This window comes from Clostridium sp. MCC344 (assembly GCF_018785365.1).
Taxonomy (GTDB): domain Bacteria; phylum Bacillota; class Clostridia; order Lachnospirales; family Lachnospiraceae; genus Pilosibacter.
The window spans coordinates 1-26,092 of sequence record NZ_WQPQ01000026.1; the positions used below are offsets into that span (position 1 = coordinate 1).

Sequence of the window (26,092 nt, forward strand, 5' to 3'; positions counted from 1 at the left end):
AGTTTCAACAGACCGAAGAAAGACTTAAAAGATCCATCCACTTCCTTAAGGATCTGCTGGGCCATGTTGGAATTCAGCAGCCGATAGTTTTCGGAAGTCTTTAAGATGGCGTAGTTTTTCTCATATGGAAGATACCGGCTATGTTCAAAGTAATGCTGCCGTACCTGGTAGATGGCCTGGTTGGTCAGGTTTTTGGCTGTGCGGCATAATTCCCGTAGAATGAGGAATTCATCTTTGGACAGATGCTTTAGCTGCTGGCATACGGTCAAATACAAAACGGTTCCTCCTTTCCTAATTGGTGCAGAACATATGTTCTGCACCAATTATAGCACATGGTTCCACAAAAGGGAAGAGAAAGAATTGTAATTGCTTACCGTTTTACATCTGTCTGTGTATCGTTATAGTGGCATTCATCCCGCCACCTACGAGGAATGGGGGTATTCTGCCGATTTTATGATAAAAAACTGTTTCACATTACATTCCCGGCACATACACGCCGCTTTCATTCACGTAAAGCCCGTCTGGCGTCCTTTCGCTCCTGTACATCGCTCCGCTTGACGGATCCAGATAATAGGACTTATTATACAGGGTGATCCAGCCGGTCGCCATATATCCGTCCTCCTGGAAATAATACCACTTTCCGTTGATATACAGCCACTTCGCCGCCGGCCACGTCCCGTCACCGTAGTCCCACCACCATCTTCCGTCCGCACTCTGCTTCCAGGAACCGGAGGCATACGATCCGATCTCCCCGGAACGCACCCAGGCACTCTTCGTATTGTTCGAAGCCTTCACCGCACGGACCTCAAAACTGTAGGAGCCCGTCGTTCCCATCAGTCTCGAAAAATCATAAGCCGTCCCATAGATCGTAAACTCATCCCCTGTGAGACTTCCATCCTTCAAAAGCCGGAGCTGGTAATACTTCGCCCCGCTGACCGCCTGCCATGTTCCCGTCCCGTACGCATTCGGGGACCAGGCAGCACCTGCCGGTGACTTGATGGTGCTCGTCGTTGAAGAGGTCGTCTTCTTATCGAGCGTCAGACGAAATGTCAGCTCCAGCGTGCTCCTGTCATCCCTCTTCACCGCCTTCACATACTCCGCCTTCCCATAACCCGATTTCGCAGAATCCGAAAGCGTGAGCCGGAAATCCTTCGACGCCGTCCCGGAAAAATAACAAGAATCCTCATCCGCGACCGATAACGTCACCGTGACCTTCGGAGGATTGGACTCCGTATAGCCGTTTCCGTCGTTGTTTTCGATATAGATGGAATCCACATAGTAACGGTCCGTATTATCGCCGTACGGCGTCACTGTGACGTCCTCAGAGTCATCCTTTAAGCCCACCGTACCGTCGATCGTCAGATAGATCTTCCCAACCGCCGTCTTATCCGCAGCAAAAGCCGGAACTACTGCCGCAGCAGCAAAGACCGCCGCAAGAAAAAAAACGATGGCTTTCTTTCCGAATCTCTTCATATCCTTTTTCTTCTCCTTCCCGGAAATTTTTCTCCCATATGTCAATATGTGCAGAAAAACGGTTCCGGAGTACGGGGTCTCCCCTGCTCCGGCACAGGGCAAAATAAATTTGCCGCACGTCCTCCTGCACAGATCTGTCACATATCCTTTATTTACCTGTTCTTAAAAATCTCAACGATCGCCTTCCACATCTGGACAAGCATGTTCCACATTCTCTGAAGCGGATTGACTGCTGCCTTCTCTGTCTCTGCATCGAGAAGCTCTGCATCATCATCCACGCTGATCTCCTCCGTGCGCATGATGATCTGCAGGGTATTCGGCTCCGCATTCTCATCGGAAGTAAAGGAAACCTTCTCCGCACTCGGATCCATATTTAAGAAGTTGGTGTCATCCTCAAGATCACTCCACTCATTGTCCATCGTATCCTTCATGGTGCGTCCGGCTTTTCTCATGGAGCTGGTGCTGTCGAGAACATTCAGGCTCTTGTTCAGGACATTCAGACTTCCCTTGATGGAATCCTTCGCCGCCGCATCAAGGCTGTCAGAGCTCGCACGGACCGTATTCTGTACAAGTGTCAGAGAGTTCGTGCTGTTATTCAGCGCATCCGTTGTACGGTTCACAAGCTCTTTGGAATCATCCAGCGCAGACTGAAGATCCGGATAATAGACGTCCAGGGAATCCTTCAGAGCCTTCGTATCCTCGATCAGATAATCCATCTGATCCGTCGTCTGCGCAAGATATCTCGCGACATTCGACACATCATCCAGCATATTCGATGTGTCGGAAACCAGCGCATTGCTGGAGGAAGCAACCTGGCGGAGCGCTTTCTCCTTCTGTTTTAAGATCCCGATCAGCTCCTGGGCATTCAGCAGACCGGCGTGACCGGCGGAAGTATCTGCTCCCGCAGCCGCCTCGGCAAGTGCCTGTTCATCCGCATCCCCTGCCTCAACATCGTAGTAATCCGCAATCGCATCCTCCATGGATGCCTGGGATGATGCAAGATTTTTGATAAAGTCCACGATACTCTTCTGGAGCTGTGTGTCCAGCTTTTTGATCTGCTGGACTGCTGATACCACGTCATCAACGCTCACAGACGCACTTCCGGAGCTGCTCTTTAAACCGCGAAGACTTGTATCAAGCTTCCGGAGCGGTTCCTGCATATTTCCGAGCGTATTGACAACATCCGTCAGACTGCTGTGGGCAACCTCGGAGGCATCCTTCGCCGTCTGGATATACGGGATGATCGTTCCGAGCTGCTCGGAAAGGGCATTTAAGGATGCAAGTGCCTGGTCATTGCTGTCCAGGATCTCATCTTTGGAACCGCTGATGATGCCTCTCGCATTCTCCGCCTCGTTTAATCCCTGTTTCAGCTCGTTGACGCCGCTTCTCATGCTCTCCAAAGAAGCTGCCAGCTGGTCCATGCTGTCATACAACTGGTCTCCGGCACCTTTCCAGGTGTCCTTCGCATCCTTTAAGTCCACGATATGCTCAAGGTCTTTCACGGTTCCCGGGACCATCGCCATGATGACGCCGGATGTCTCGAATTTCTCAGAGCCGATCCGGATTGTATAGTCGCCGTCCTCGCCCGGAAGCGCCGTATACATGATCGCGGTCTGGGAACCGAGACTCTGCGTCTGCGCGCCTTCCGCCTCGACACTGTAGCATTTGCTCATATCGACGAGCATCGCGACAACGAGCAGCATATTGTTCTTATCATAATCTCTCGCCACATCGTTCGGTTTCGCGGTCACATGGACCTCCACGAGTCCGGAAGCTCCGGCGAGCTTCTCTGCATCCGTCGGGACTCCGTTTAATTTGTAGGAGACATCCATCGTCCACGGAAGTGTCACCGTGTCCTTGTCGATCGCTCCTTTATAGTAAAAATATCCCTTTGTGTCGGCCGGGAGATTCCAGGTAACTTTTCCGTCTCCGATCTCCGGGGCCGTATTGTTGGTCATATTTGTGACATCGAGATAATTTCCATAGTCCGTGAAGCTCGTGAGTCCGTTTAAGCTCACTCCTTTCACAACATTCACCTTATCTACAGAACCATAGTAATCCAGGTTCACGTACATCGATTCATCGACGCTCACAGACGCCTCCGCCGCATAGACCGGCGTGGAAACAAGGCTGGTGCAGAGCGTGACAGCTGCCATTCCCGCTGCCATGATCTTTCTATTTTTCTGTCTCATCACCGTTCTCCTCCATTCCTTCTCTATCTGTCATCTCCGGCTCCCTGCCTGCCGCCGCTTCGTTTTCATCGTCCTCGTAGGGATCCGCGCCTTCCTCTGTATCTTCTTCCATCTCACCTTTTTTCGCGTTCCGTTTTTCTCTCCGGTTCTTCACCCGGCGGTGAAGACGTTTCGCAAGCGCCGCTGCCGGCTTCTCCCCGACGATAAAGTTGTCAAACAAGGTCAGGAGCAGCGGAAGCACTGTCAGTACCAATACAAGGCTGAACAGTCCGCCTCGTCCGATCAGGTGGCCAAGGTCGGCGATCGCCGTTGTGGACGAGATCATGTATACAATATATCCGGCCAGCGTGATGATGGAACCGGATGTAAAGATCGAGGAACAGGACGCCGCGATCGCTTCCACGCAGGCTTTTTTCTTCGAGAGCGTCTTTCTCTTCGCCAGATAGTTGTTTGCTAAGAGGATCGAGTAATCGACCGTCGCACCCAGCTGGATACTGCTGACGATGATGTAGCCCATGTACACCATCTCAACGCCCTGGAAATACGGCATCGCCATGTTGATGAAGATCGCCACCTCGATCGGGATGATGACGAGGATCGGCATGACTGCCGACTTGAAGCTCATCATAACGACGAGGAATACGCCCGCAAGGGACAGCACATTTACATTCTCATAGTCCTTGACGATGAAGGACTTGATATCCTGGGTCGACGGCGTCTCACCGACGAGATAGCTGCCATCCGGATAATATTTCTTTACGATCTCCTGGATCGCATCGGAATCCTTGAACGCCTCCGTACTCTCCGTCTTTGTTCTTGTGTAGATCAGCATCCGGCAGTAGCCGCCTTTATGTAAGAGTTCCACCGTGGACTTCGGAAGGAACTCTTCCGGAATCCCCTCCGGCAGCGTGTCTGCCAGGGCCGTCACGCTCTTTACATAGGAGAGATCCTTGATCTCCTTCGCCATCGCCCGCTCATTGACCTCCGAAGTGTTCGGATACAGGGCGAGCAGCATGTTGCTTCGTCCGAAGATCTTCGTGATCTCCTGGTCATCCTCATAGACCTGGGTTCCTTCCGATGCACCCATGGAATCATTTCCGTAGAGGAAGTCGTTTAATCCCTGCGCTGTGTAGGCAAGCGGCGTCACAAGGACGATCACCGCGAACACGATCGGGCGGATCCGGTAGATCACCTTTCCGAGGCCGTGGAAATCCGGCATGAAGGAACGGTGTTTCGTCTTCTCATTGAGCTTCGCAAACTTCAGGATCATTGCAGGCATGAAGAATACGACGGTCAGAAGGCTGAACACGATACCTTTCGCAAGGACGAGACCTAAGTCAAAGCCGATCGAGAACTTCATCGTTACAAGGGCGAGGAAGCCGACGACTGTCGTCAGGCTGCTGGCGAAGATCGAGTTGATCGCCTCCTGAACGGCGTTGATGATCGCGTCCTCCTCATTCATTCCCTGTTTGCGGTAATTCATGAACGCATCGAGCAGGAAGATCGAGTAGTCCATGGACGTCGCCAGCTGCAATATGATCGAGACGTTTTCCGTCAGGAACGAGACCGTTCCGATAAAAATGTTCGTTCCTTTGTTTAAGAGGACCGCAACACCCATAACCAACAGGAATAATATCGGTTCCGTCCATGCCGTCGTCGTCACGGAAAGCACTGCAAAGATCATGACAACGGCCACCACGAGGATCTTGCTCATCTCGCTCTCCATGGACTCAGTCATGGATTTGTTCTGGACCGCCATTCCGACATAACAGCCTTTATCGCCGAGAAGATTTTTCATCTCATTGATCGCGTTGGAAGTCCGGCTGGAATCGCTCTCCTCGACAAACGTGATATCGAAGACTGCGTTTCTGTCCTTATAGTAATCCTTGATGTCGCTCTCATTGATGAAATCTTCCCCGGCGTAGATGTTGACGGAACTGTCGCACCACAGCACCTGGTCCACGCCATCGATCTCTGCGATCTCATCTTTATATTGCTTCGCCTCATATAGCGAGACATCCTTCACCATGACCCGCGCAGTTCCCGGATAACCGAACTTGTCACGCATGACGTCAAGTCCGATCGCCGATTCCGCTGTGTCCGGAAGGTATTTTGTCAGATCGTAGTTTACATTGACGAAATTCATCGTCAAAAGTGATAAGAGACAGCCGATCACAAAGACTGTCTCGATCCACGCGCGTTTATGGATGATGAACGACGCAAGCATATAGGAAAAGCCGCCGCTCTGGCTCTTTTTCTTCTCCTTATGCCCGCGGAGCGCATTCTTTAACTTCTCTCCCATGTCCTCTCTCCTTCAATTCTGAAATGCAGCCGGTCCTGCACCGCGGATCTGGCGCGGGACCGCCCGGTCATTTCTTTTTTCTTACCGCTCCAGAACTACCATATAGTAGTCTTTTCTATCTCTGTTTTCATGGGCGATTCCCATTCTGCGGTAGTATTCCAGAGAATATTTTTTATCGTTCTTCCGGTCCGCCTTTTCCTGCATCCGGATCATGACAGAATCATACGGATCGTACGTCTCCTCCGGTCCCCAGAGGTACATCTCAAAAAATGTCGCACTCTTTCTCTCCGGAAGTACGTTCTTTATGTAATCGCTCACCGTTCCCTCGCCCGGGATCATATTTCTGCTCTTCGAATATCCCTTCTCCATTGCGAGCGAGAGCCGTTTCTCTGCGATTTCATTTAACGTCTGGTCCAGGACAAAGCTCGCCTGCCCATCGTAAAACTCTACATCCCCGTTGTCATAGTCGTCCTCGGCATCCGGATAAGCATCAAAAAACAGGTCGCTCTTCTCATCATTCATCTCATCAAAGAGTTCCTGTTCCTTCTGATCCAGCATATCAACAGGGTACGCTCCGCCCCGCGTGTTCGGATTTTTCCTCGCATAGGAGAAGATCCCGTCCTTTGTGAACGTGTAGCATGTATTTTCATCCTCGATAAAATCTGTGCTCCAGGCACCGTTTCCCATAAGGTAGTACCAATTTCCGGAAATCTGATTCCAACCCGGCTTCGCTCCGAGCGTCTCCGGAACTGCCGCATAGGCAGGGATCCCGGACATTCCGGTCATCACGCAGAGGATTGCTGCCATTCTTCGTACATCTTTCTTTCTGATCATCCGATCGCCTCCGCTTTTCCTCTCCTGCTCCGGCTGCCTTTCTTTCTCGCACACCCTGCAGCAGGATCTTTTTTTTTCATTCCTTTTACTTGCAATATTATCTATGTTTATGTTAAAATACTCAAGAACCAGTTTTCAAAAATTGTGCCAAATGAGACAATTTGAGTGTTTTTGTCCAATTTGGAATGGATAAAGGAGTTTTGTTCTTTATGTTAAAGCTGCCTATACAGGAAGAGCATGTCTCTGTCCGCAGAACCTACCTGCTTTTGATGAAAGCGCTTCTGGATCTGCTGGCGGAAATGCCGTTTGAAAAGATTTCCCTGACGGATATCTGCCGGGTATCCATGGTCTCCCGCTCTACCTTCTACCGGTATTTTGAGGATAAGTACGATCTGCTCCACTACTGCATCAAAATGTATATTGAAGGACTTCGTCCGGTGGAGGACCTTTTATATTTCAGGAACATGAACTCCCTGCGGATTTTTTTGACGTTCCTGCTCTCACAGGCGCAGGAAAACCTTGCCCAGTACCAGAAGATCTACCAGGTAAATAAAAACGGGTCCCTGATGTTCCTGATCCAGCATGATCTCGCTGAAATCCTGGCTGAGAGCGGATGGCACGGGGAAAGCAAAGGGTACCGCCTGAAGATCGCGATGCCGCTCTATGTTTCGTTTATGTCAAGTTTTTACCTTACAACGCTAAAATCCTACCTGGAGCTGGCCGATGACTACACGATCGCTGATTATGTGGAAAATGTGTGCCGGTTTGTCCAGAGGGATTTCTGGGAGGCAAAGGAAGACGAGACATGACAAAATGCCGCCTGTCACCGTTTTTTACCGGGTGAACAGACGGCATTCTTTCTATATTTTATATATTCTATTTTCTCTTCTCTGCGTGTTCATCCCACACTGGAACATCGATCCCCGCAACTTTCGAGGTAAACGCGGTTCCGTCATTCTTTTCAAAGTGTTCCCACGCCCGAAGCACATATTTGAATCCGATATACTGTAACGGAAGGTTGCAGTAAACCATGAGGATATTCGCAAAATCACTGAGATCCCAGAGGGCACTCAGATCCATGCCGGCAATATTTGTGATGACGCCGAAGGAAATGACAACAAGGCAGAGCACACGGATCGTATTGATAAATGCAGGCCGTGTCGAGATCCGGTTCGCGCACATCTCCGTGAAGGACATAAAGCCTACCAAGCAGGTGAACGCAAACAATCCGAAGCAGACGCTGACGAGCATCGTCACAAGATGGTAGATGGTTCCGGTTCCGGTGAGTGCGCCGCATGATGTCAGGAAACGGTCAAGTTTCCCGAGCTCAAACCATGCCGCACTGTCCTCCGTGAGCCACATTCTTCCCATGACAACGACAAAACCTGTCAGGGTGCAGATCACGATCGTGTCGAGGAATACGCCGAGTGCCTGGACACAGCCCTGATCACACGGATGGTTCGCATCTGCTGCCGCTGCCGGCATCGTGATGGTTCCCTGTCCTGCCTCATTTGACATCAAGCCGCGCTTGATGCCCTGGCTTAATGCGATGCCGAACGCTCCGCCGAAGACTGCTTCCGGACGGAATGCCTCGGAGAAGACTGCTCCGAAGAACCACGGGATCCTCGGGATGTTAAAGACGATGAGGAGGACAACCGTCAGGATATAGATTACTGCCATGACCGGAACTAACAAGTCTGTGACCTTTGTGACTTTTTTGATCCCGCCAAAGCTGATGATCGCCGTCGCAACAATGAGAACTGCGAAGGAGATCCAGTAAAGGGACGAATTCGTCTCAATCACGGTCCCGGTAAACACGCCCGCGATCGCGCCGACCGCAGAGATCGTGTTGAAGCCCTGTGCCGGGAAGCAGAGGAACGCGTAGATAATATAGAGGACACTGAGCGCCGCTCCTGCCCACGCTGCATTCTTCAAAAGTCTTCTTCCGTAGAATGGCAGGCCGCCCACATACTCATCATCTTTTCGCTCTTTAAAGATCTGGGAGAGCGTCGCCTCCACGAAAGCCGTCGACATTCCGAAGAACGCAGAGATCCACATCCAGAACAGAGCGCCCGGACCGCCCGTGGAGATCGCGCCGGTGACACCCAGGATGTTTCCGGGACCGACACGCATCGCCGTCGACAAGAGGAATGATGCGAGGGATGAGATTCCCGTTCCGCTGCTCTTCTGCCTCATCAGGACATGGAGTCCGTAGCGGAATTTCCGCACCTGGATAAAATGCAGACGGAATGTAAAATAAATTCCTGTTCCGACTAAAAGAATGATCGCCAGACTGAAATTCCCGAGGATCGGGATCTTCGCATACCAGTCAAAGTTTGTCGGAAAATCCCAGAACAGGTTTGAGACGATCTGGATCTTCCCGCATATGGCATTTACGGCCTGAAACAATGCTTCCATAGCTTTTTCCTCCTCATGATCTCTTATTTGTGTGAATGACCGGATCGAACGCCCCGGCATTTTCACACGCCGCAGTCGAATTCAGATTATCGTTCCACGCTGCGAAATTTGCGCATTGATTTTCAATATTCCGGACTCGTTTTTGTATATGTTTCTATAATATCTCTGATATTTGGTATTTTCAAGAAAAATTTGTCATATTTCAGAAATTTGCAAAGTTCATGTTCCTTCCACATTTCATTCCGGTATACTTTCAGAAACACACAGCGCCCCATACCCCAATCTCGGATTCGGATACTCCAGCTCGGACGGCAGCCGTTTCGCCCCTTTCCTCAGGTACGCTTTCACTTTCTCCCCATAAAGGTACGGGTCATTCCCTCTCACGATCCCCCACTCCATGAGAAGCGCCGCGGCTCCGGCGACGAGGGGCGCCGCAAAGGACGTTCCTGTGACCGCCTCATATCCGCCTCCGCTCTTCGGAGCCATGATCCCGACGCCCGGCGCTGCGAGATCCGGCTTCTGGGCATGGTAGATTCTGGTGTCCCCGCGGCCGGAAAACGGGGCATAGATCCTGGTCCGGCTGTCGTAGGCGCCGACAGTGAGCGGACGGAACGCCGTGGACGGGATCGTGAGCGTCGTCTCCGGCGACGGTTCGAGAAAAGCCGTATTCTGCCCGAGTGCGGCGGATGACGGAAGCCAGAGATCCACATATGTATCTTCCCGCCCCTTTCCGAGAAACCGGAAAATCCAGATTCCGCTCTCCACATACGCCTGCTCCGGAACGAACTCGATGTAGATCTCCTGGGCGGCATTAAACGGGGACGGCTCCCCGTAATAGATCAGAAGCTCCGTCTCCCCGATCCGGATCCGGTCCGTCCCACGTATCGGAAGCAGTTCGAACTCCGCGTCACCGGACGGATCTCTCAGAAAGATCCGCATCCCGTCCTCATAATTTTTCCAGATCTGTACTCCGAATCCCGTTTCATAATTGCCCACCGAAAGGCGGACTTCCGCGATCCTTCCGGGCACGATCACCGGTCTTGCGTGTCCTCCTGAATCCCCCTCGTTCCCCGCTCCGGTCACAAATACGAAGCGTCCCATCTGCGCTAGGGAATCGAGATACCTCTCCAGAAGTCCGCCGCCGTCATGCGACCCGTATGTATTTCCGAAGCTTAAGTTCACCGCCATCGGTCTCCCCAGCTCCAATGCCTTTCGCACAGCAAGATCCATCCCGCTCATCAGCTCTGCCGTCCTCGGAAATCCTGCCGGATCCGGGATCCCAAGACGGACAACGATCAGCTCGCTCTCATATGCGGCCCCGCGGTACAGCCCGCCGCTTGCTCTCCCGTTTCCGGCCGCGATCCCCGCCACCGCTGTCCCGTGACCACTCGTGTCAAACGATGGACTTCCGAAATTTCCTGGTGTTTTCTCCCCGCGGAGCAGCTCATCGATTTCCGCCTTTTCATATGTCTTCCCGGTGACCTGATCGTCCAGATACAAAATTCTCGTAGTTCCATCTTCATTCCGGAAATCCTCGTGAAACAGATCGATCCCGGAGTCGATCACCGCCACCAGAACGCCTCTTCCTGTGAGTCCCTCATTTCCGCTCTGTGACGGAAGAAAGCAGGAGGCCGCTCTCGCCCGGTTCAGGGCAAAGAACAGCCTCTTTGGTTTCTCCGCATATTCAATTTCCCGAAGTGCAATCACTCCCGGGACATCCCGCTCCGGGATCCGGAGGATCGCAAAATCATTTAAAAGATATGTCCCCGAAACAGTTGGGAATTTTTCTCTCAGCACAGACGCAAGATCCCCGTGGTATTTCACGATGATCTCCCAGGTCCGGTCCGCCCTGTCATATCCAATATTCAGCTCCTTTGTCCGCTCTCTCGTCTCCTCCGGAACGGAAAGTGCCAGATTTAAGAGATTTTCAGCCTTCTGATCTTCCATATCCGCCGTGCCGCATCTCCTCTGTCCCCTGCCTGTCTCACGCCGGCGAAACTTACACGCCGGATCCCACATCATCACGATCTGACGCAGATTCCAACGCAGACAGATTCATTCCGGATATTTTATGCAGTGACTGCGGATCCTGTTCCGAACCTCTATCCGAAGATTACAAACGTCTGCATCAGGTACATGAACACCGGGATCGTCACCATGCTGATCACGGTTGTCACAGTGATGACGGTACAGGCAAACTCATAGTCCCTGTCATACTCCCGCGCCATGATCCCCATCTGTGCCATCGCCGGCATCACGGTCAGCATGAAGAATACCTCTCTCATCTCCTGTGTCACCGGCAGGAGTCTGAGGAACACAACGGCGGTCGCCGGCACCATGATAAACCGCATAAGGACCGCCACAACGATATCTTTTCCGATCCTGATCGATGATGTTTCCATGTTCCGGATCACGCTTCCGATAAACACAAGTGCCAACGGGGATGTGACCCCGCTGATCATGGACAGCGGTTTCAGGATAAAATCAGGGACTTCGATCCTGAAAAAGACTGCTGCCATTCCAAGAAACATTCCTACGACCGTCGGGCAAAACAGATTTTTGATATTCTGCGCCCATCTCGCACTCTTGCCGTTTTTTTCTCCCCGCTGCAGCAGACTGATCCCCAGCGTCCAGAAGAGGACTGTGCTCGCGATATAATAGATCGCGCCGACGGAAGTGATCCCCTCTCCCCAGAGCGCCTGGATCACAGGAAATCCGATAAAAACGACATTCGGGAAACCCGCTGCCACGATAAAAGTATCCCGCCTGTCCTCCCTGATGCGGCACACCTTTGCCGTCACTGCCGCTAAACAGACGCACATTAAGATCAGCGCAAACACATACGGCACCTTTGTGATCAGGAACAGAAGGCGTTCCCGGCTTTCCAGGTCTCGATAGATATTATAAAACATATAGAACGGGAGCGTCGCCTCCACCGTAAATTTAGAAAGAAAATCCATTCCGTTTTTTCCGAACCATTTCTTTCCGGCGAAATAGAAGCCCATTCCGATCAATATCAACAGTGCAAAAATACTTTTTATCGATTGTAAGACCATTCCCATCCCCCTGAATCCATAAAAGAGTCTATAAAAAGACCCCCGGAGCCATCAGACCCGGGGGCATCGTGCAAATGACACGTTTGATCCTGTTACTGTGCAGTTGTAATATTCATGACAATGCTGTCAAGAGCACTTGCATTTTTGATCCTTCCGTTGGTATAGATCACAACCATATATCCATCCTGTTTCCGGCAGTAGTAAGTGTTTGTTGTCTTCTTTCCGGTTACTGACGCTTTGTAATACTGCTGATTTGCGATCGTCACAGCAGCAGCCTGCGTTGCCTGGCCTTTCTGTGCTTTCTCAATACCGACAAGTGTATTTACAAATGTCTGTGCATCCATATCCGGTTTATTCTTCATATCGAGATAATAGATCTCAACATCACCGTTATCTGTGCTCATGCAGAGATCCTGTGTGCGGTACGGGTTTCCGATCGCATTATATTCGCTGCCGATATAGTCGTCACCGACATCTTCTTTTGTCTCCGTTGTTCCGATGATCTGCGGGATGCAGAGGTTCGACCAGGTATTGTAATATCTTCCTCCTGTGATATGTCCCTTCGGAGCAGTTGTTCTCGGCGCTACCCAGCTTCCATCGTCACCAAATGTATAATCAACGCCGTCAATGTTTCTTGTGGTGTTGGAGACCATAATGTGGGTTGCCGGATCGATATAGTACCATACTTCATTTCCGCGTCCGTCTCCCTCTTCGGATTTGATCCATCCGCTTGCGAGGTTTCCGTCCTTGTCATAATAACGCCAGTTGTTTTTTGCGTCACTCTCCCAGCCGTACTTTGTTTCTCCGGAAGCAGTCTCATCTGCAAATGCAGTCACCATATTTACACTGCCGATCGCTGCAGCGAGCGCTGCCATAAGCATAACTTTCTTTAATTTCATTTTCAATCCACTCCTTCATGGGTTTTTATCAACTAATGCCATTATACAGGTATTTTTTTGAGAACGCAAGCGCTAAGAACTGGAGGATGGCAGGATTTATGAAAAATTAAGAAAAAAGCGGCAAATTTTGTCATTTCTGACATAGATTTGCCGCTTTTTCCACTTGTTTGTATCTCTGATCCCTGCATCCGATATCCGTTCCCGGCAGCGATGTTCCGCTGCAGTTTCCGGTCATCGATCAGGATTACTTTCTCATGATGATCTCGTCTCTTCCCGGTCCGTTGGAAACCATGGTGATCGGCACTCCGATCTCTTCCTCGATCGTCTCGATATACTTCTTGCAGTTCTCCGGAAGATCCTCGTAGTTCTTGATTCCGCGGATCTCGCACTTCCAGCCCGGAAGAGTCTTGTATACCGGTTTTGCCTTCTCAAGCTCCGGAGTTGTCGGGAAGTCTTTTGTTACCTTTCCGTCGATCTCGTAGCCTACACAGATGTGAAGCTCGTCAAGATATCCTAAAACGTCAAGAACCGTGAGGGCAACCTCTGTGGAACCCTGGATCTGAACGCCGTATCTTGTAGCAACAGCATCGAACCATCCCATTCTTCTCGGACGTCCTGTTGTCGCACCGAACTCACCGCCGTCACCGCCGCGGCGTCTTAACTCGTCTGCCTCTTCACCGAAGATCTCGCTGACAAACGCACCTGCGCCTACTGCGCTGGAGTAAGCCTTAACGACTGTTGTGATGTTCTTGATCTCGTACGGCGGGATGCCTGCGCCGATCGCGCCGTAAGCTGCCAGTGTGGAAGAAGATGTAACCATCGGGTAGATACCGTGATCCGGATCCTTTAAGGAACCGAGCTGACCCTCTAAAAGGACATTCTTTCCTGCCTTGATCGCATCGCGAAGGTATTTGGATGTGTCGCATACATACGGAGCGACCATCTCCTTGTACTCCATAAGTGTATTGAAGATCTCCTTCGGATCAAGGGCCGGCTGATGATATAAATGCTCTAACATCACATTTTTCAGTGTGCAGACGTTTTTGATCTTATCCATCAGTTCCTTCTCATCACCGAATAACTCGTTGACCTGAAAACCGATCTTTGCGTATTTATCAGAATAGAACGGAGCAATTCCGGACTTTGTGGAGCCGAAAGACTTACCTGCCAGACGCGCTTCCTCATAAGTATCAAATAAAATGTGGTACGGCATTAAGATCTGTGCTCTGTCGGACACGAGGATCTTCGGCATCGGAACGCCCTGGCTTGTCAGGTCGTTTAACTCATTTACAAGGAACGGGATGTTTAATGCCACGCCGTTGCCGATGATGCTTGTTGTATGATTATAGAATACACCTGACGGAAGAAGATGAAGGGCAAATTTTCCGTAATTGTTGATAATTGTGTGACCAGCGTTGCTGCCGCCCTGGAAACGGACAATAATGTCGGATTCCTTTGCAAGCATATCCGTGATCTTACCTTTTCCCTCATCGCCCCAGTTGGCGCCTACGATTGCTCTAACCATGTTCTAATATCCTCCTTTGGACGTTCAAACGGAATGCACTTTGCGCATCCCGGCGTCTTACGCAGTTGTAGCTGTCATATTCATGACACTTTCATAGTTTACAACAAAAGTCTCCATAAGTAAAGTCAATATTTATTATGAAGTCCATAATAGCAGCTTATGCATTACTATACACGGCCGGATCCGTCACCCCCGACGTTCCCTCAGCACTTCTAAAAACCGCTCTCCCGCCGGTGAGATCGGTACCTTCCGGTCCGTCACGACGCAGATCTCGCGCTCCGGCATCATCTCCCGGAAGGCAAGCTCAAAGAGTTCTCCGCTCTCGATCTTCTCCTTCGCGAATTCCTCCATCACACAGCCGATCCCCATGTTCCGGATCGCGAACTGGACGATCATATCACTGGTGGCGAGCTCAAACTCCGGTTCCAAGACGATCCCGCGCTTTTCCAGGAAACGGTCCATGAACTTTCTCGTACTCGTATCCTTTTCAAGGAAAATACAGGGCAGATGCTCCAGTTCCCCGTACTCCATCCGCTTTCCCTTCAGCGTCCAGAACTTGTTTCCGGCGACAAAGGTATTCCGGATCTTCTTCACCTCAAAGGCTTCCACCTCCGGTCTCGCGTCAAACGGCGTGCTCACAACGCCGAAATCGATCTTTCCCTCGTACAGAGACTCGATCGTCTCCGGCGTCGGCGCATTGGAGACCATGACCTTGATATTCGGATATCGCTCGTGGAAGGTCTCCAGGTACGGAAGCAGGTAGAACTGCAGTGTCATATCGCTCGCGCCGATCCGCACCTCTCCCATGTCCATATCCACGAGGCGCTTTAACATCTCCTCGCCGTCCAGGATGTTTTCCATCCCGCGCTCCACATAAGGATACAGGAGTTTTCCCTCCGTGGTCAGTTTTACGCCTTTCTGGGTCCGCAGAAAAAGTTTCGTGTTCAGCGCTTTTTCCAGCTGCTTGATCGCCTGACTCGCCGCAGGCTGGGAAATGCAGAGCGCCTCTGCTGCAGCGGTAATGCTGCCGAGGCGCCCTACATAATAAAATACTTTATAATATTCTGTACTGATGCTGCTCGCATGTTCCATTATACATTGATCTCCGCTTTTACTCCGAGAAGATCCGCATTTTCCTTTAAGATCGGGCGGACAACCTCATCAAGGAACTCATCAACCTGTCTCGGTGCGCGGCCGACATACTTCTTCGGATCCATAGTCTTCTTTAACTCGTCGAGGCTTAAATTGAAGGACGGATCTGCAGCGATAAGCTCTAAGAGATTGTTGTCCTTTCCTTCCACTTTGACGTTCTTTCCTGCCTCCATGGAGAGCTCACGGATGCGCTCATGGAGTTCCTGTCTGTCTCCGCCGGCTTTTACCGCATCCATCATGATATTCTCGGTCGCCATAAACGGAAGCTCTGCCATTAAGTGTTTCTCGATCACCTTCGGATATACCACAAGACCGTCGACAACGTTTAAGTAGAGGTCCAGGATGCCGTCGATCGCTAAGAATCCTTCCGGAATGGAAAGACGCTTGTTCGCAGAGTCATCAAGGGTACGCTCAAACCACTGGGTGGAAGCGACGAGCATCGGGTTCATCATATCGGACATCACATAGTTCGCTAAGGAAGCGATACGCTCACTTCTCATCGGGTTTCTCTTATATGCCATCGCGGAAGATCCGATCTGGTTCTTCTCAAACGGCTCTTCCACTTCTTTTAAGTGCTGGAGAAGGCGGATATCATTGGAGAATTTGTGGGCGCTCTGCGCGATCCCGGCAAGAACAGAGAGCACACGGCTGTCAATCTTTCTGGAATACGTCTGTCCGGATACCGGGAAGCACTGGGAGAATCCCATCTTCGCAGCGATCCGTCTGTCCGCCTCGCGGCACTTCTCATGATCCCCGTCAAAGAGTTCCAGGAAGCTTGCCTGGGTTCCTGTCGTTCCCTTGGAGCCAAGTAATTTCATGGAACCGATCACATGGTCAAGGTCCTCAAGGTCAAGGCAGAGTTCCTGCAGCCATAAGGTCGCACGCTTTCCGACCGTTGTCGGCTGCGCCGGCTGGAAGTGTGTGAAGGCCAGTGTCGGAAGTTCTTTATATTTATCCGCAAAGTCGGAAAGTTCTTTCATCACGTTGATGAGTTTCTTTCTGACGAGCTTTAACGCCTCTGTCATAAGAATGATGTCTGTATTGTCGCCGACATAGCAGGAAGTTGCACCCAGATGGATGATCCCCTTTGCCTTCGGGCACTGGAGTCCGTAAGCGTATACATGGGACATCACATCGTGGCGGACAAGCTTCTCTCTCGCTTTTGCTTCCTCGAAGTTGATATCCTCCGCATGGGCTTTTAACTCTTCGATCTGCTCATCTGTGATCGGAAGACCGAGTTCTTTTTCTGTCTCAGCTAATGCGATCCATAATTTTCTCCATGTGCGGAATTTCTTCTCCGGAGAGAAAATGTACTGCATTTCCCTGCTTGCGTATCGCTCAGAGAGCGGGCTCTGGTATCTGTCGTTCATGACAAAATCCTCTTTTCTAATTCAATGTTTTTGTAGTTCAATATACTTTCACGAATTTTCAGCTAACTATGGGGTTTTGTGGAACATTAAAATTCCCCTTGTTATTTCTCATAACTTCCGCGGATATCTTCTTCCGGCGGATCCACCGGATACTCTCCGGAGAAGCAGGCCGTACAGATCGGAAGTCCGTTTGCCATTTCTTTTAAGCGGTCCATCTTTAAGTAAGCCAGGGAATCTGCTCCGATCACCTTGCAGATCTCATCGACGGTACGATTGTGGGCGATGAGCTGTTCGCTGGACGGGATATCGGTTCCGAAGTAGCACGGGTAAAGGAACGGCGGCGCGGAGATCCGCATATGGACTTCCTTCGCTCCTGCCTCACGCAGCATATCCACGATCAGGTTGCTGGTCGTTCCGCGGACGATAGAGTCGTCGATCATAACGACGCGCTTTCCTTCCACGGCCTCTTTTAAGACGTTCAGTTTGATCCGGACCGCAGACTCACGGCTGCTCTGTCCCGGTTTGATGAAAGTTCTTCCGACATAGGAGTTCTTTACGAACGCCATCGCATACGGGATTCCGGATTCCATGGAATATCCGAGGGCGGCAGCATTTCCGGACTCCGGAACGCCGACAACAATATCTGCGTCCACCGGGGAATCCTTTGCAAGGCAGCGGCCCGCATAGATCCTGGAGTGGTAGACGCCGACGCCGTCAAAGACGCTGTCAGGTCTCGCAAAGTAAATATATTCAAAAATACATCTCGCCTCTTTTTTCGGGTCATGCATCGCGAGGTTGGACTTGATGCCATCCTTATTGATCGTCACGATCTCGCCCGGAAGCACGTCGCGGACAAAGGTAGCACCGATCGTGTCAAGCGCACATGTCTCGGAGGTCAGGATATAGGCATTATCGCGCTTTCCGATACAGAGCGGTTTGAATCCCTGCGGATCGCGGGCGCCGATCAGCTTTCTCGGGCTGGAGATCACAAGGGAGTAGGCACCCTTGATCTTCTTCATCGCGTTTGCCACGGCTTCCTCAGCGGTTCCCACCTTGCAGCGCTCTCTCGCGATGTGGTAGGCGATGACCTCGGAGTCGATCGTGGTCTGGAAAATCGCTCCGTCGTAAGCGAGCTCTCTGCGGAGCTCCGGCGCATTGACAAGGTTTCCGTTGTGCGCCAGCGCTAAAGTTCCCTTCACATAGTTTAAAACGAGCGGCTGGGTATTCTCGATCGTACTGCTCCCGGCCGTGGAATACCGGACATGACCGACACCGATATTTCCCTTTAATTTTTCCAGTTTCTCTGACGTGAAGACTTCGTTGCAGAGTCCCATCCCCTTACAGGCATTGACAACACCTTTCGGTCCGTATGTATCGCTCACCGCGATTCCGCAGCTCTCCTGTCCGCGGTGCTGTAAAGCGAACAATCCGTAGTAAATGGTAGACGCAACATCATTTCTGTCCAGATCGTACATTCCGAAAACGCCGCACTCCTCGTGCAGCTCATCTGTTCCCCAGTCTAAAGTAAGTGATTTCTCCATAAATGCTTTTCATCCTCTGATTTATAAGTTTTTACGATAAAACAGCAGTGTTTCAGTAGAAATTATAATACATACCATATGGAAAATCAAGAAAAAGTTCAGCTTCCGGGCGTCCTGCGTACTTCTTTGTGAAACCAGAACAAATTTCCGGCTCCTTTTTCGATCCCGATACCATAAATTTCCCCTTCCGTCTCAGAGACAGATTCCCCGGAGTGTCCCGCCTCCAGCTCCGGCACCAGGAAGGTCTTCTCCGTCATCCCGGATCTCGCATACGAGTATGCGAACCAGAGAAGCTCCAGCAGCAAAAGGATCCTTGCAGTCTTTACGGCGGCTTTTCTTATCTTTTCCCTTCGGTATCCGTGTCTCCACGGATGGTATGGACGATACAGATAGCGGATAGCGTTCCCTCCTTTCAGGATTTTTTAGGGTTCGTTTTCACAGTTTAACGGTTTCCTATGTAGTTTTTCAATATGCATTCTTATTATATCTTTTTTCCCGCATTTTCTCAACTGAAAAATGGCCCGCAGGATCATACTGCGGTATTTCACATTCCTGCACACGGCGGGCATTTTCCGGCCGGAAAATGCCGCATGATACCGTCGCATTGGTTCCCGACATGCCGGTCCGGAATGCAGGGCATCGGCAGAAACATGTTGCAGCACACGGGCATGGGACGCTCGTGTACTGCAACGGTTTCGCGTTCCCTCCTAGTCTGCCCGGGTTGTCTCCCGCGCGCTGCTCTCCGCTCCCGCCGCGGTGGTCCCTGACATGCCGGTCACATCGTCCGTCAGGTTATTGATGCCGTCTCCCACATCATCTACCATGTCCCTCAGGACTCCTCCGCTCTCGCCGGCCGTCTGGGACGGGGCGTTCGTACTCTGGTTCGTTCCATCGGTCCGGCTCTCCATGGTCGTTCCCGCTCCGGCGCTTCCCGTATCCGGAGCCGTGGTCATATTATTTCCGTTCTTTCTTCCGCATGCTGTCATGACGGTCACGGTCATCACAAGAAGCACACATACTCTGATCCATCTGATTTTTCCCATAAAAAACAATCTCCTTTCTACGGCTATTATGTGCCATAGAAAGGAGAAGTATTTTGGAAAAAAATGGATATCAACCGATCACGTCGGACATATCATAAAGTCCTGCCGGTTTTCCTGCGAGGAATTTCGCAGCCTCCACAGCGCCCTTTGCGAAGATCTCGCGGGAGTAAGCGGTGTGTGTGAAGGTGATGACTTCATCGCGGCCTGCGAACATGATATCATGCTCGCCGACGATGGTGCCGCCGCGCATAGCCTGGATCCCGATCTCCTTCGGATCTCTTGCGACACGCTCGGAGGAACGGTCATATTTATAGTGGTAGGTATTGTCAAGACTCTCATTGATAGCGTCTGCAAGAGCGATGGCTGTTCCGCTCGGCGCGTCGATCTTACGGTTGTGGTGCTTCTCCAGGATCTCGATATCAAATCCTGCTGCCGCAAGGACCGGGGCAACCTCTTTTAATGTCTTCATGAGAAGATTGATCCCGATGGACATATTTGCAGAGCGAAGGACTGCGTCCACTTTGCTCGCCTCTTTTACATGGTTTAACTGATCCTCAGAAAGTCCTGTGGTACATAAAACGACCGGAACCTTCTTCTCCTCACAGTAATCCAGGAGTCCGTCAACCGCTTTCGCTGTGGAAAAGTCGATGATGACATCGGCCTCCGGGCACTCAGCGAGAGATTTGAATACCGGATATCCTGCGTAAGTTTCTGTGTTCATATCCACGCCTGCGACGATCTCGATCGCGTCATCCTTTGAGATAATATCCGTGATCACATGTCCCATCACACCGTGGCATCCATTCATAATTGCTCTGATCATTGTTTTCTCCTCATCTGAAACCGACCGGCAGTGCGCCGCCATGCTGCAGCTCCGCCGCGGCTTTTTTCCTATCGTTTCCTACAGGATACCGAAATCCTGCATTGCCTTCTTTAATACTTCCTGGTGCTGCGGCTCCATCACTGTAAGCGGAAGTCTCGGCTCGCCGACATTCTTACCCATTAAGTTTAACGCTGCCTTTACCGGGATCGGGTTTACCTCAGAGAACAGAGCTTCGATCAGCGGAAGAGCCTTTAACTGGATTCGTCTGCTGGCTTCCACATTGCCTTTGAAGAATTCTGCACACATATCGTGGGTCTGCTTCGGAGCAACGTTGGAGAGAACGGAGATCACGCCCTTTGCGCCGAGTGCCAGCATCGGAACAACCTGGTCATCATTTCCGGAATATACATCCACATATCCGCCGGAGAGCTGGAGGATCTTCGCAACTGCGGAGAAGTTTCCGCTCGCTTCCTTGACTCCGACGATATTCTCGACATTCTTGCAGAGATCAACGATGGTCTCCGGAGCGATGTTGACGCCGGTACGGCTCGGTACGTTGTAGAGGATCGCCGGGATCTTGATGGAGTTTGCGATCTTTGTGAAATGTGCCTTTAAGCCATTCTGTGTCGCTTTATTGTAGTACGGGGAGACTAACAGGACACCGTTCGCACCAGCTTCCTCAGCCTCAACGGAAAGTTCAACCGCTGTCTGCGTACAATTGGATCCTGTTCCGGCAACGACCGGAATCCTTCCGTTTACGACTTCGCATACGAAACGGATCACCTGGATGTGCTCCTCCTCGGATGTTGTCGCGGACTCGCCTGTGGTTCCCATCGCTACGATACAATCAGTTCCGCCTGCGATCTGTTCCTCGATCAGGCTTTCCAGTACCTCATAATTTACTGATCCATTTTCCTTAAATGGCGTTACAAGTGCTACGCCGGCTCCTTCAAAAATAGCCATACTGCGTCCTCCTCTTTATTATGTAAAATATCATGTCAAAAGAAAAGGAGCTGAGATCAAATAAGATGTCAGCTCCCGGATCTTCCAGATTAAGCAGCCCTCCATCTTTTTCTAAAGATGACAGTCATACGATTCTTCACCGCATGCCCAGAAACGGGAACCCTAGGGACTTATTTTCCTGTCTCTTCGGCGCCCTCCCCTTTTCTCCGGCAGCCATTTCCCTCTATCTGCCGATCTACTCTTGTCAGGCGCGACCTCTACTTATCATTTATGGTATCATCATTCCTGATGATTGTCAATGTCTATGTTTTCTGCCTGTGAAATCCGTGAATTCTTTCCTGTGGAAACTACAGAAATTTCATCCACATACTTCTCGATTCCCTCCGGACACACACGCCCGGTCACGACCAGATCGGTCTCCTCATCTCTTGCCTCAAGGAAACTCTGGAATTCTTCGGCTGAGATGATCCCCTGGTCCACGATCCCAAGGATCTCATCCAGGATCAGAACGTCACACTCCCCCGTTGTCATTACCTTTTTCGCGAAATTGAAGCCGTTTCGCAGATTCATCAGTTCCTCGTGCTTCTGCTCCTCCGGAAGGTCCTCAAACCGTTCCTTTGAATGTTCGAAGCAGAAAAATTTCAGATCCGGCTCCAGACGTTTTAAAACGTCCGCCGCTTCCTCTCCGATCATTCCTTTCAGGAACTGTACCATAATGACCCTTTTTCCGCGGAAAACTCCCATCATTGCGTATCCAAGCGCCGATGCGGACTTTCCGTTACCCGCTCCGCAGATCACACGGACTCTGCCACTTGCCATGATCATTCCCTCTCTTTGTGTATACCATTCGCTGAAGCTTTTCAGAGCTTCTGCTATGCTATATTATCACACCTTACTTCCGTTTGCAAGAGATTTGCCTGTATGCCGGCGGGATCCGGACGGCAGTATGCTGCAGTACACGGACACTCCATACCCGTGCACTGCAGCAGGATCTTCTACACTTCTGCGTGTTCCGCGCATTCCAGTTTGCTCACGGATACCTCGTACGCCACGCGTTTCTCGCACTCTGTCTCACTGACTTTTTTTGTGTACTCCCTGCTCTGGACACGCCCCCAGATCAGGATCCTTGTTCCGACGCCGAATCCGGATGCATATCTCGCGTTCCTGCCCCAGGCGATGCACGGGATATAGTCAGATTTTCCGTACGGCCGGTTCACTGCCACGAGAAGATCCGCGATCTCTCTTCCGAGCGGGGTCTTCCGGTAGACCGGCTCCTTGCATATGTACCCGTCCAGGAAGATCTGGTTCGTCTTCGTATAATCCGTGAACTCCTCCATGAAACGGACTTCTCTGACAAACACAGACAGGACCAGACGGTTTTTCGTCCCCTCATGGCGGTTGTAGGAGCGGAACTGTCCGGAAGCTTCCATTGTACAGCCCCGGTAATCTTTCGTCACATCGATCAGACGTTCTGATATCATAAGCGGGATCGTGTCCGCCTGCTCACTCAAACGATTTACGAGAAGATCCACCAGATAGAATCCTTCCCCGAACACTGCATGACTGAATGTGAATCCTGAAACGATCGTTCCGATTACGGTTACTTTATTGTTCTCCATTCCTTTTTCTGTCATAGTATTTTCTCCTTTTTGATTGTTTTTTCCGCTATACAGCTTTTACCGTATATTTGTATGTAATCAGAACGTATTTCAGAACCGTTTTGTGTCCGTTTTTTCTCTGTTTTTGTCGACAATACTCCTTTTGTTTTTCCAGTTTCTGACAGGAACCCCCATTTTTACCATATGCAGGCAGAATTATTACTTTTCGCGGATAAGAATTTTCCGAGCTGAAAATCCCGGACAATGCAGTTACGACAGCAGATTTTCCCTGGAACTCTTCACGGGACCTCTTCATTTTTGCCTGTACTTGTTATTTTTTTCTGTTCATGTTAATATTTTATAAAGATCATCGTAACTGTTCAGTACCCTCACCGTTACGGGCAAAAATCCATTCCGGATCGGCTCCGCCGATGGGATTTCTGCCTTCCACTCTATGAATATATGAAAGGACAACAGCCCTGGGATCCCTGGGCTGTTGTGAAAAGGAAAAGACTTTTATGATCCACCTGCTTCTCTTCGGACGACAGGTCTATTTGAAATATTCTGCGGACGAAATGTCCGTATATGCCGCACAGGCATCATTTTTCATCATAATGGCGGCATTCCCGTTTTTCATGGTCCTCCTGGCCCTGATCCAGGTCGCTCCTATGATCCACGAAGCGGACCTTCTCCGCTTTCTGCTCCCGGCGATCCCGGACCGCTTTCGCGGACTCTTGATCTACCTTCTGGACAGTCTGCGCTCCGACTCCCCGGCAGCCCTGATCTCCGTGACTGCGCTAGCCGCCATCTGGTCCGCATCAAAGGGGATGCTCGGGATCGAAAAGGGCTTAAACCGGGTATTTGGAGTCACGTCCCCGCGGAATTATATTCTCCGCAGGGCACTCTGCAGCGTTTACACGCTCTGTTTTTCCCTGATGTGCGTGGCAAGTCTCGCGCTCCTCGTCTTCGGAAACTTCCTTCAGGGAATGCTCTTAAAATGGATCCCTGCCCTGGTGTACCTCTCGGGAACGATCTCCCTGTGCCGCGGTCTTGTCATGTTTTTCATGCTGACGATCTTTTTTATTGCGCTTTACACTGCGCTTCCGCACCGCAGGCTTTCAATCCCCGGACAGATCCCCGGTGCAATGTTCTCCGCCGCAGGCTGGGCACTCACTTCCCTGGCATTCTCTGTCTACTTCCGGTATTTCGGCTCATACGCTGTCACCTACGGAAGTCTGACCGCCGTGATCCTTTTTATGCTGTGGCTCTATGCCTCCATCTGCATTCTGTTTGTGGGGGCGGAGATCAACTGGTTTCTGCTGTTTTACAGGGAAAGGATCCAAATTTCACAGAAGAAAACTGCCTCGGATCCTACTACAAAGATTTGAGTTTCAGACCGGCCGGTCTGCGGAGCAATTCTTAAAATCCGTAGATCCTCTTTGCATTCTCGTAAAAGACTTTCTCCCACTCTTTCTCCGGGATCAGCCATTTTACGACCTCGATGTAATCTCCGTAATTGGCTAACGGCCAGTCGGTTCCAAACATGAACTTCTCATACTGGCTGCAATAGGAGATCCAGGTCTTCAGCGTGTCAAAATATCCTCTCTGCTGTTCTAAAAGCTTTGGAAAATCGATCTTTCCCTCCAGAAGTCCGGAGAGATCCGTCATCACATTCTCATTTTTCTCCACGACAGCCGCCGCATCCATGAGCCACGGATTTCCGAAATGGCACATCACGAACGTCACATCCGGATGGCGGACTGCTGCCTCATCCAGGGTCAGCGGGTGGCTGTACTTTAAGTAAGCGCGGGAACCGGCCGTCTGCCCCATGTGGATCGCAACCGGCTTATTATATGCCTTTGCAAGCTCATAGACCGGCTCATACACTTCATCCGTCACATACGCTTTATTGTAGCCGGGATACAGCTTGATCCCGACGCAGTCTTCCCGCTTTAAGTTTGCCTCCACCTGGTCCAGACTCTTCTTTTTATCCTGACTCACCAGAAAATCCCGGTCGAGTCCGACACAGTATTTCAGAAAATCCGGGTAGGAATGTGCCGCCGGATCAACGCCGCGGTTTCCCATAACGACACCGCCGACGATCCCGTATTTCTGATAGACTGCCCTTAAATCTTCTTCTGTATTTTTATGTTCCGCCCGCACCGCGATCTCCTGAAAATAAGGATTCTCCGGCACAAAGTGAAGATGTGCATCAATAATTTTCATATTCTCACTCCTTATGTCTTTCCCTGTACTGTTTTGCCGCACTTGCTGCTTTCCGGTCTTCATATACAGCAAAAACCTCTGTTTCCAGAGGTTTTGCCGGTTGCTTTTCACGGTCAGGAATCTTCCTGACCGAAAATTCTGCATGACACAGTTGTGATCCCGGGATCAGAAATATTTCTTGCTGCCCCAGAGATTACATCTTTTCAGATCCAGATATTCGTGGTAGGCTTTCTCCAGGATCTGCTTCTCATTTGAGAATTTCAGAAGGTGGTACGCCTCATAATATTTATAATATCCGGAGTCTACGAAGTACTCTTCGCGCTGTGGTTTACTGTAATAACTGTCCGCCATCATCAGATACCAATGGACTTCCTTGTCGACGGTATCCTGCGGCGTGTTAAATGAATACTGGCTCTTTCCGATGTACTTGATGATCTGGGCCTGAACCCCGGTCTCCTCTTTCACCTCTCTGAGAGCCGTTTCTTTAAACTCTTCTCCTGCTTCCACAGTTCCTTTCGGCAAAACCCATCCTTCATACTTATTTCTGTAGTTCTTATAGAGGACCAGGATCTTGCCCCGAAATATAACCACACCGCCACAGCTCGTTGCTTCTATCATCGCAATTTCCTCCTGACAGGCATTCAAGGGACTCCGCTAAAAGCAGATTCCGCAGGTGT

The 26,092-nt window shown here is 50.7% G+C and carries 22 protein-coding genes, 1 pseudogene and 1 riboswitch; of the genes and pseudogenes, 2 read left to right on the forward strand and 21 right to left on the reverse strand.

What is annotated here, in order from left to right; genetic code table 11:
- The 5 genes and pseudogenes from GPK90_RS08955 to GPK90_RS08975 form a co-directional block, all read right to left on the reverse strand.
- Positions 1-275, reverse strand: a pseudogene (locus GPK90_RS08955) (RNA-guided endonuclease TnpB family protein); the annotation flags it as partial.
- Between the two features lie 199 nt (positions 276-474).
- The gene (locus GPK90_RS08960) at positions 475-1,473 is read right to left on the reverse strand and encodes a hypothetical protein (RefSeq protein ID WP_215702792.1); all 999 of its coding nucleotides are present in this window, start codon (positions 1,471-1,473) and stop codon (positions 475-477) included.
- 152 nt (positions 1,474-1,625) lie between these two features.
- A complete protein-coding gene (locus GPK90_RS08965) occupies positions 1,626-3,665 on the reverse strand; it encodes a YhgE/Pip domain-containing protein (RefSeq protein ID WP_215702793.1) in 2,040 nt (679 codons plus the stop codon).
- On the reverse strand, positions 3,649-5,967 hold the full coding sequence (locus GPK90_RS08970; RefSeq protein WP_215702794.1) for an efflux RND transporter permease subunit: 2,319 nt from the start codon (positions 5,965-5,967) through the stop codon (positions 3,649-3,651). Before GPK90_RS08970 ends, GPK90_RS08965 begins: the two co-directional genes overlap by 17 nt.
- Positions 5,968-6,048: 81 nt before the next feature.
- The gene (locus tag GPK90_RS08975; protein ID WP_215702795.1) at positions 6,049-6,801 is read right to left on the reverse strand and encodes a hypothetical protein; all 753 of its coding nucleotides are present in this window, start codon (positions 6,799-6,801) and stop codon (positions 6,049-6,051) included.
- Between the two features lie 209 nt (positions 6,802-7,010).
- Here GPK90_RS08975 and GPK90_RS08980 point away from each other — a divergent pair, with 209 nt between their 5' ends.
- On the forward strand, positions 7,011-7,610 hold the full coding sequence (locus GPK90_RS08980; protein ID WP_182426803.1) for a TetR/AcrR family transcriptional regulator: 600 nt from the start codon (positions 7,011-7,013) through the stop codon (positions 7,608-7,610).
- A 67-nt stretch (positions 7,611-7,677) separates the two neighbouring features.
- Here the strand turns inward: GPK90_RS08980 and GPK90_RS08985 are convergent, their stop codons facing one another.
- The 14 genes from GPK90_RS08985 to GPK90_RS09050 all read right to left on the reverse strand — a co-directional run bounded on the left by GPK90_RS08985 (position 7,678) and on the right by GPK90_RS09050 (position 23,225).
- Positions 7,678-9,219 carry an alanine/glycine:cation symporter family protein gene (locus tag GPK90_RS08985; RefSeq protein ID WP_118531638.1) on the reverse strand — a complete coding sequence of 514 codons (1,542 nt, stop codon included), beginning with the start codon at positions 9,217-9,219 and terminating at the stop codon, positions 7,678-7,680.
- 237 nt (positions 9,220-9,456) lie between these two features.
- Positions 9,457-11,166 (reverse strand): S8 family peptidase, encoded by a 1,710-nt coding sequence (locus GPK90_RS08990; RefSeq protein WP_215702796.1) that lies wholly within the window; start codon positions 11,164-11,166, stop codon positions 9,457-9,459.
- 155 nt (positions 11,167-11,321) lie between these two features.
- Entirely contained in the window at positions 11,322-12,275 is a 954-nt protein-coding gene (locus GPK90_RS08995; RefSeq protein ID WP_215702797.1) for an AEC family transporter, read from the reverse strand.
- A gap of 92 nt (positions 12,276-12,367) precedes the next feature.
- Complete coding sequence (locus tag GPK90_RS09000; protein ID WP_118531647.1) at positions 12,368-13,174, reverse strand: hypothetical protein; 807 nt, start codon at positions 13,172-13,174, stop codon at positions 12,368-12,370.
- A 244-nt stretch (positions 13,175-13,418) separates the two neighbouring features.
- Positions 13,419-14,699: an adenylosuccinate synthase gene (locus tag GPK90_RS09005; protein ID WP_215702798.1), complete on the reverse strand. Its 1,281-nt coding sequence runs from the start codon at positions 14,697-14,699 to the stop codon at positions 13,419-13,421.
- A 186-nt stretch (positions 14,700-14,885) separates the two neighbouring features.
- A complete protein-coding gene (locus tag GPK90_RS09010; RefSeq protein WP_215702799.1) occupies positions 14,886-15,791 on the reverse strand; it encodes a LysR family transcriptional regulator in 906 nt (301 codons plus the stop codon).
- On the reverse strand, positions 15,791-17,221 hold the full coding sequence (gene purB, locus GPK90_RS09015) for an adenylosuccinate lyase (protein ID WP_118296731.1): 1,431 nt from the start codon (positions 17,219-17,221) through the stop codon (positions 15,791-15,793). Before purB ends, GPK90_RS09010 begins: the two co-directional genes overlap by 1 nt.
- 101 nt (positions 17,222-17,322) lie before the next feature.
- Positions 17,323-18,762: an amidophosphoribosyltransferase gene (gene purF, locus GPK90_RS09020; protein WP_215702800.1), complete on the reverse strand. Its 1,440-nt coding sequence runs from the start codon at positions 18,760-18,762 to the stop codon at positions 17,323-17,325.
- Positions 18,763-18,860: 98 nt separating this feature from the next.
- Positions 18,861-19,019: a hypothetical protein gene (locus GPK90_RS09025; RefSeq protein WP_215702801.1), complete on the reverse strand. Its 159-nt coding sequence runs from the start codon at positions 19,017-19,019 to the stop codon at positions 18,861-18,863.
- Between the two features lie 450 nt (positions 19,020-19,469).
- Positions 19,470-19,805 (reverse strand): hypothetical protein, encoded by a 336-nt coding sequence (locus tag GPK90_RS09030; protein ID WP_118320958.1) that lies wholly within the window; start codon positions 19,803-19,805, stop codon positions 19,470-19,472.
- Positions 19,806-19,875: 70 nt separating this feature from the next.
- Positions 19,876-20,628 (reverse strand): 4-hydroxy-tetrahydrodipicolinate reductase, encoded by a 753-nt coding sequence (gene dapB, locus GPK90_RS09035; RefSeq protein WP_118296741.1) that lies wholly within the window; start codon positions 20,626-20,628, stop codon positions 19,876-19,878.
- Positions 20,629-20,706: 78 nt separating this feature from the next.
- Entirely contained in the window at positions 20,707-21,591 is an 885-nt protein-coding gene (dapA, locus tag GPK90_RS09040; protein WP_215702802.1) for a 4-hydroxy-tetrahydrodipicolinate synthase, read from the reverse strand.
- A gap of 86 nt (positions 21,592-21,677) precedes the next feature.
- Positions 21,678-21,859: riboswitch (Lysine riboswitch) on the reverse strand.
- Positions 21,860-21,870: 11 nt separating this feature from the next.
- On the reverse strand, positions 21,871-22,410 hold the full coding sequence (locus tag GPK90_RS09045; protein WP_215702803.1) for a cob(I)yrinic acid a,c-diamide adenosyltransferase: 540 nt from the start codon (positions 22,408-22,410) through the stop codon (positions 21,871-21,873).
- A 176-nt stretch (positions 22,411-22,586) separates the two neighbouring features.
- Positions 22,587-23,225, reverse strand: coding sequence for a single-stranded DNA-binding protein (locus GPK90_RS09050; RefSeq protein WP_118296745.1), 639 nt, complete (start codon positions 23,223-23,225; stop codon positions 22,587-22,589).
- Positions 23,226-23,707: 482 nt separating this feature from the next.
- Here GPK90_RS09050 and GPK90_RS09055 point away from each other — a divergent pair, with 482 nt between their 5' ends.
- Positions 23,708-24,577 (forward strand): YihY/virulence factor BrkB family protein, encoded by an 870-nt coding sequence (locus GPK90_RS09055; protein WP_118531657.1) that lies wholly within the window; start codon positions 23,708-23,710, stop codon positions 24,575-24,577.
- 31 nt (positions 24,578-24,608) lie between these two features.
- Here GPK90_RS09055 and GPK90_RS09060 read toward each other — a convergent pair whose 3' ends face one another.
- The gene (locus GPK90_RS09060; protein WP_118531659.1) at positions 24,609-25,415 is read right to left on the reverse strand and encodes an amidohydrolase family protein; all 807 of its coding nucleotides are present in this window, start codon (positions 25,413-25,415) and stop codon (positions 24,609-24,611) included.
- Between the two features lie 165 nt (positions 25,416-25,580).
- Complete coding sequence (locus GPK90_RS09065; protein ID WP_118296753.1) at positions 25,581-26,033, reverse strand: NUDIX hydrolase; 453 nt, start codon at positions 26,031-26,033, stop codon at positions 25,581-25,583.
- Positions 26,034-26,092: the final 59 nt, after the last annotated feature.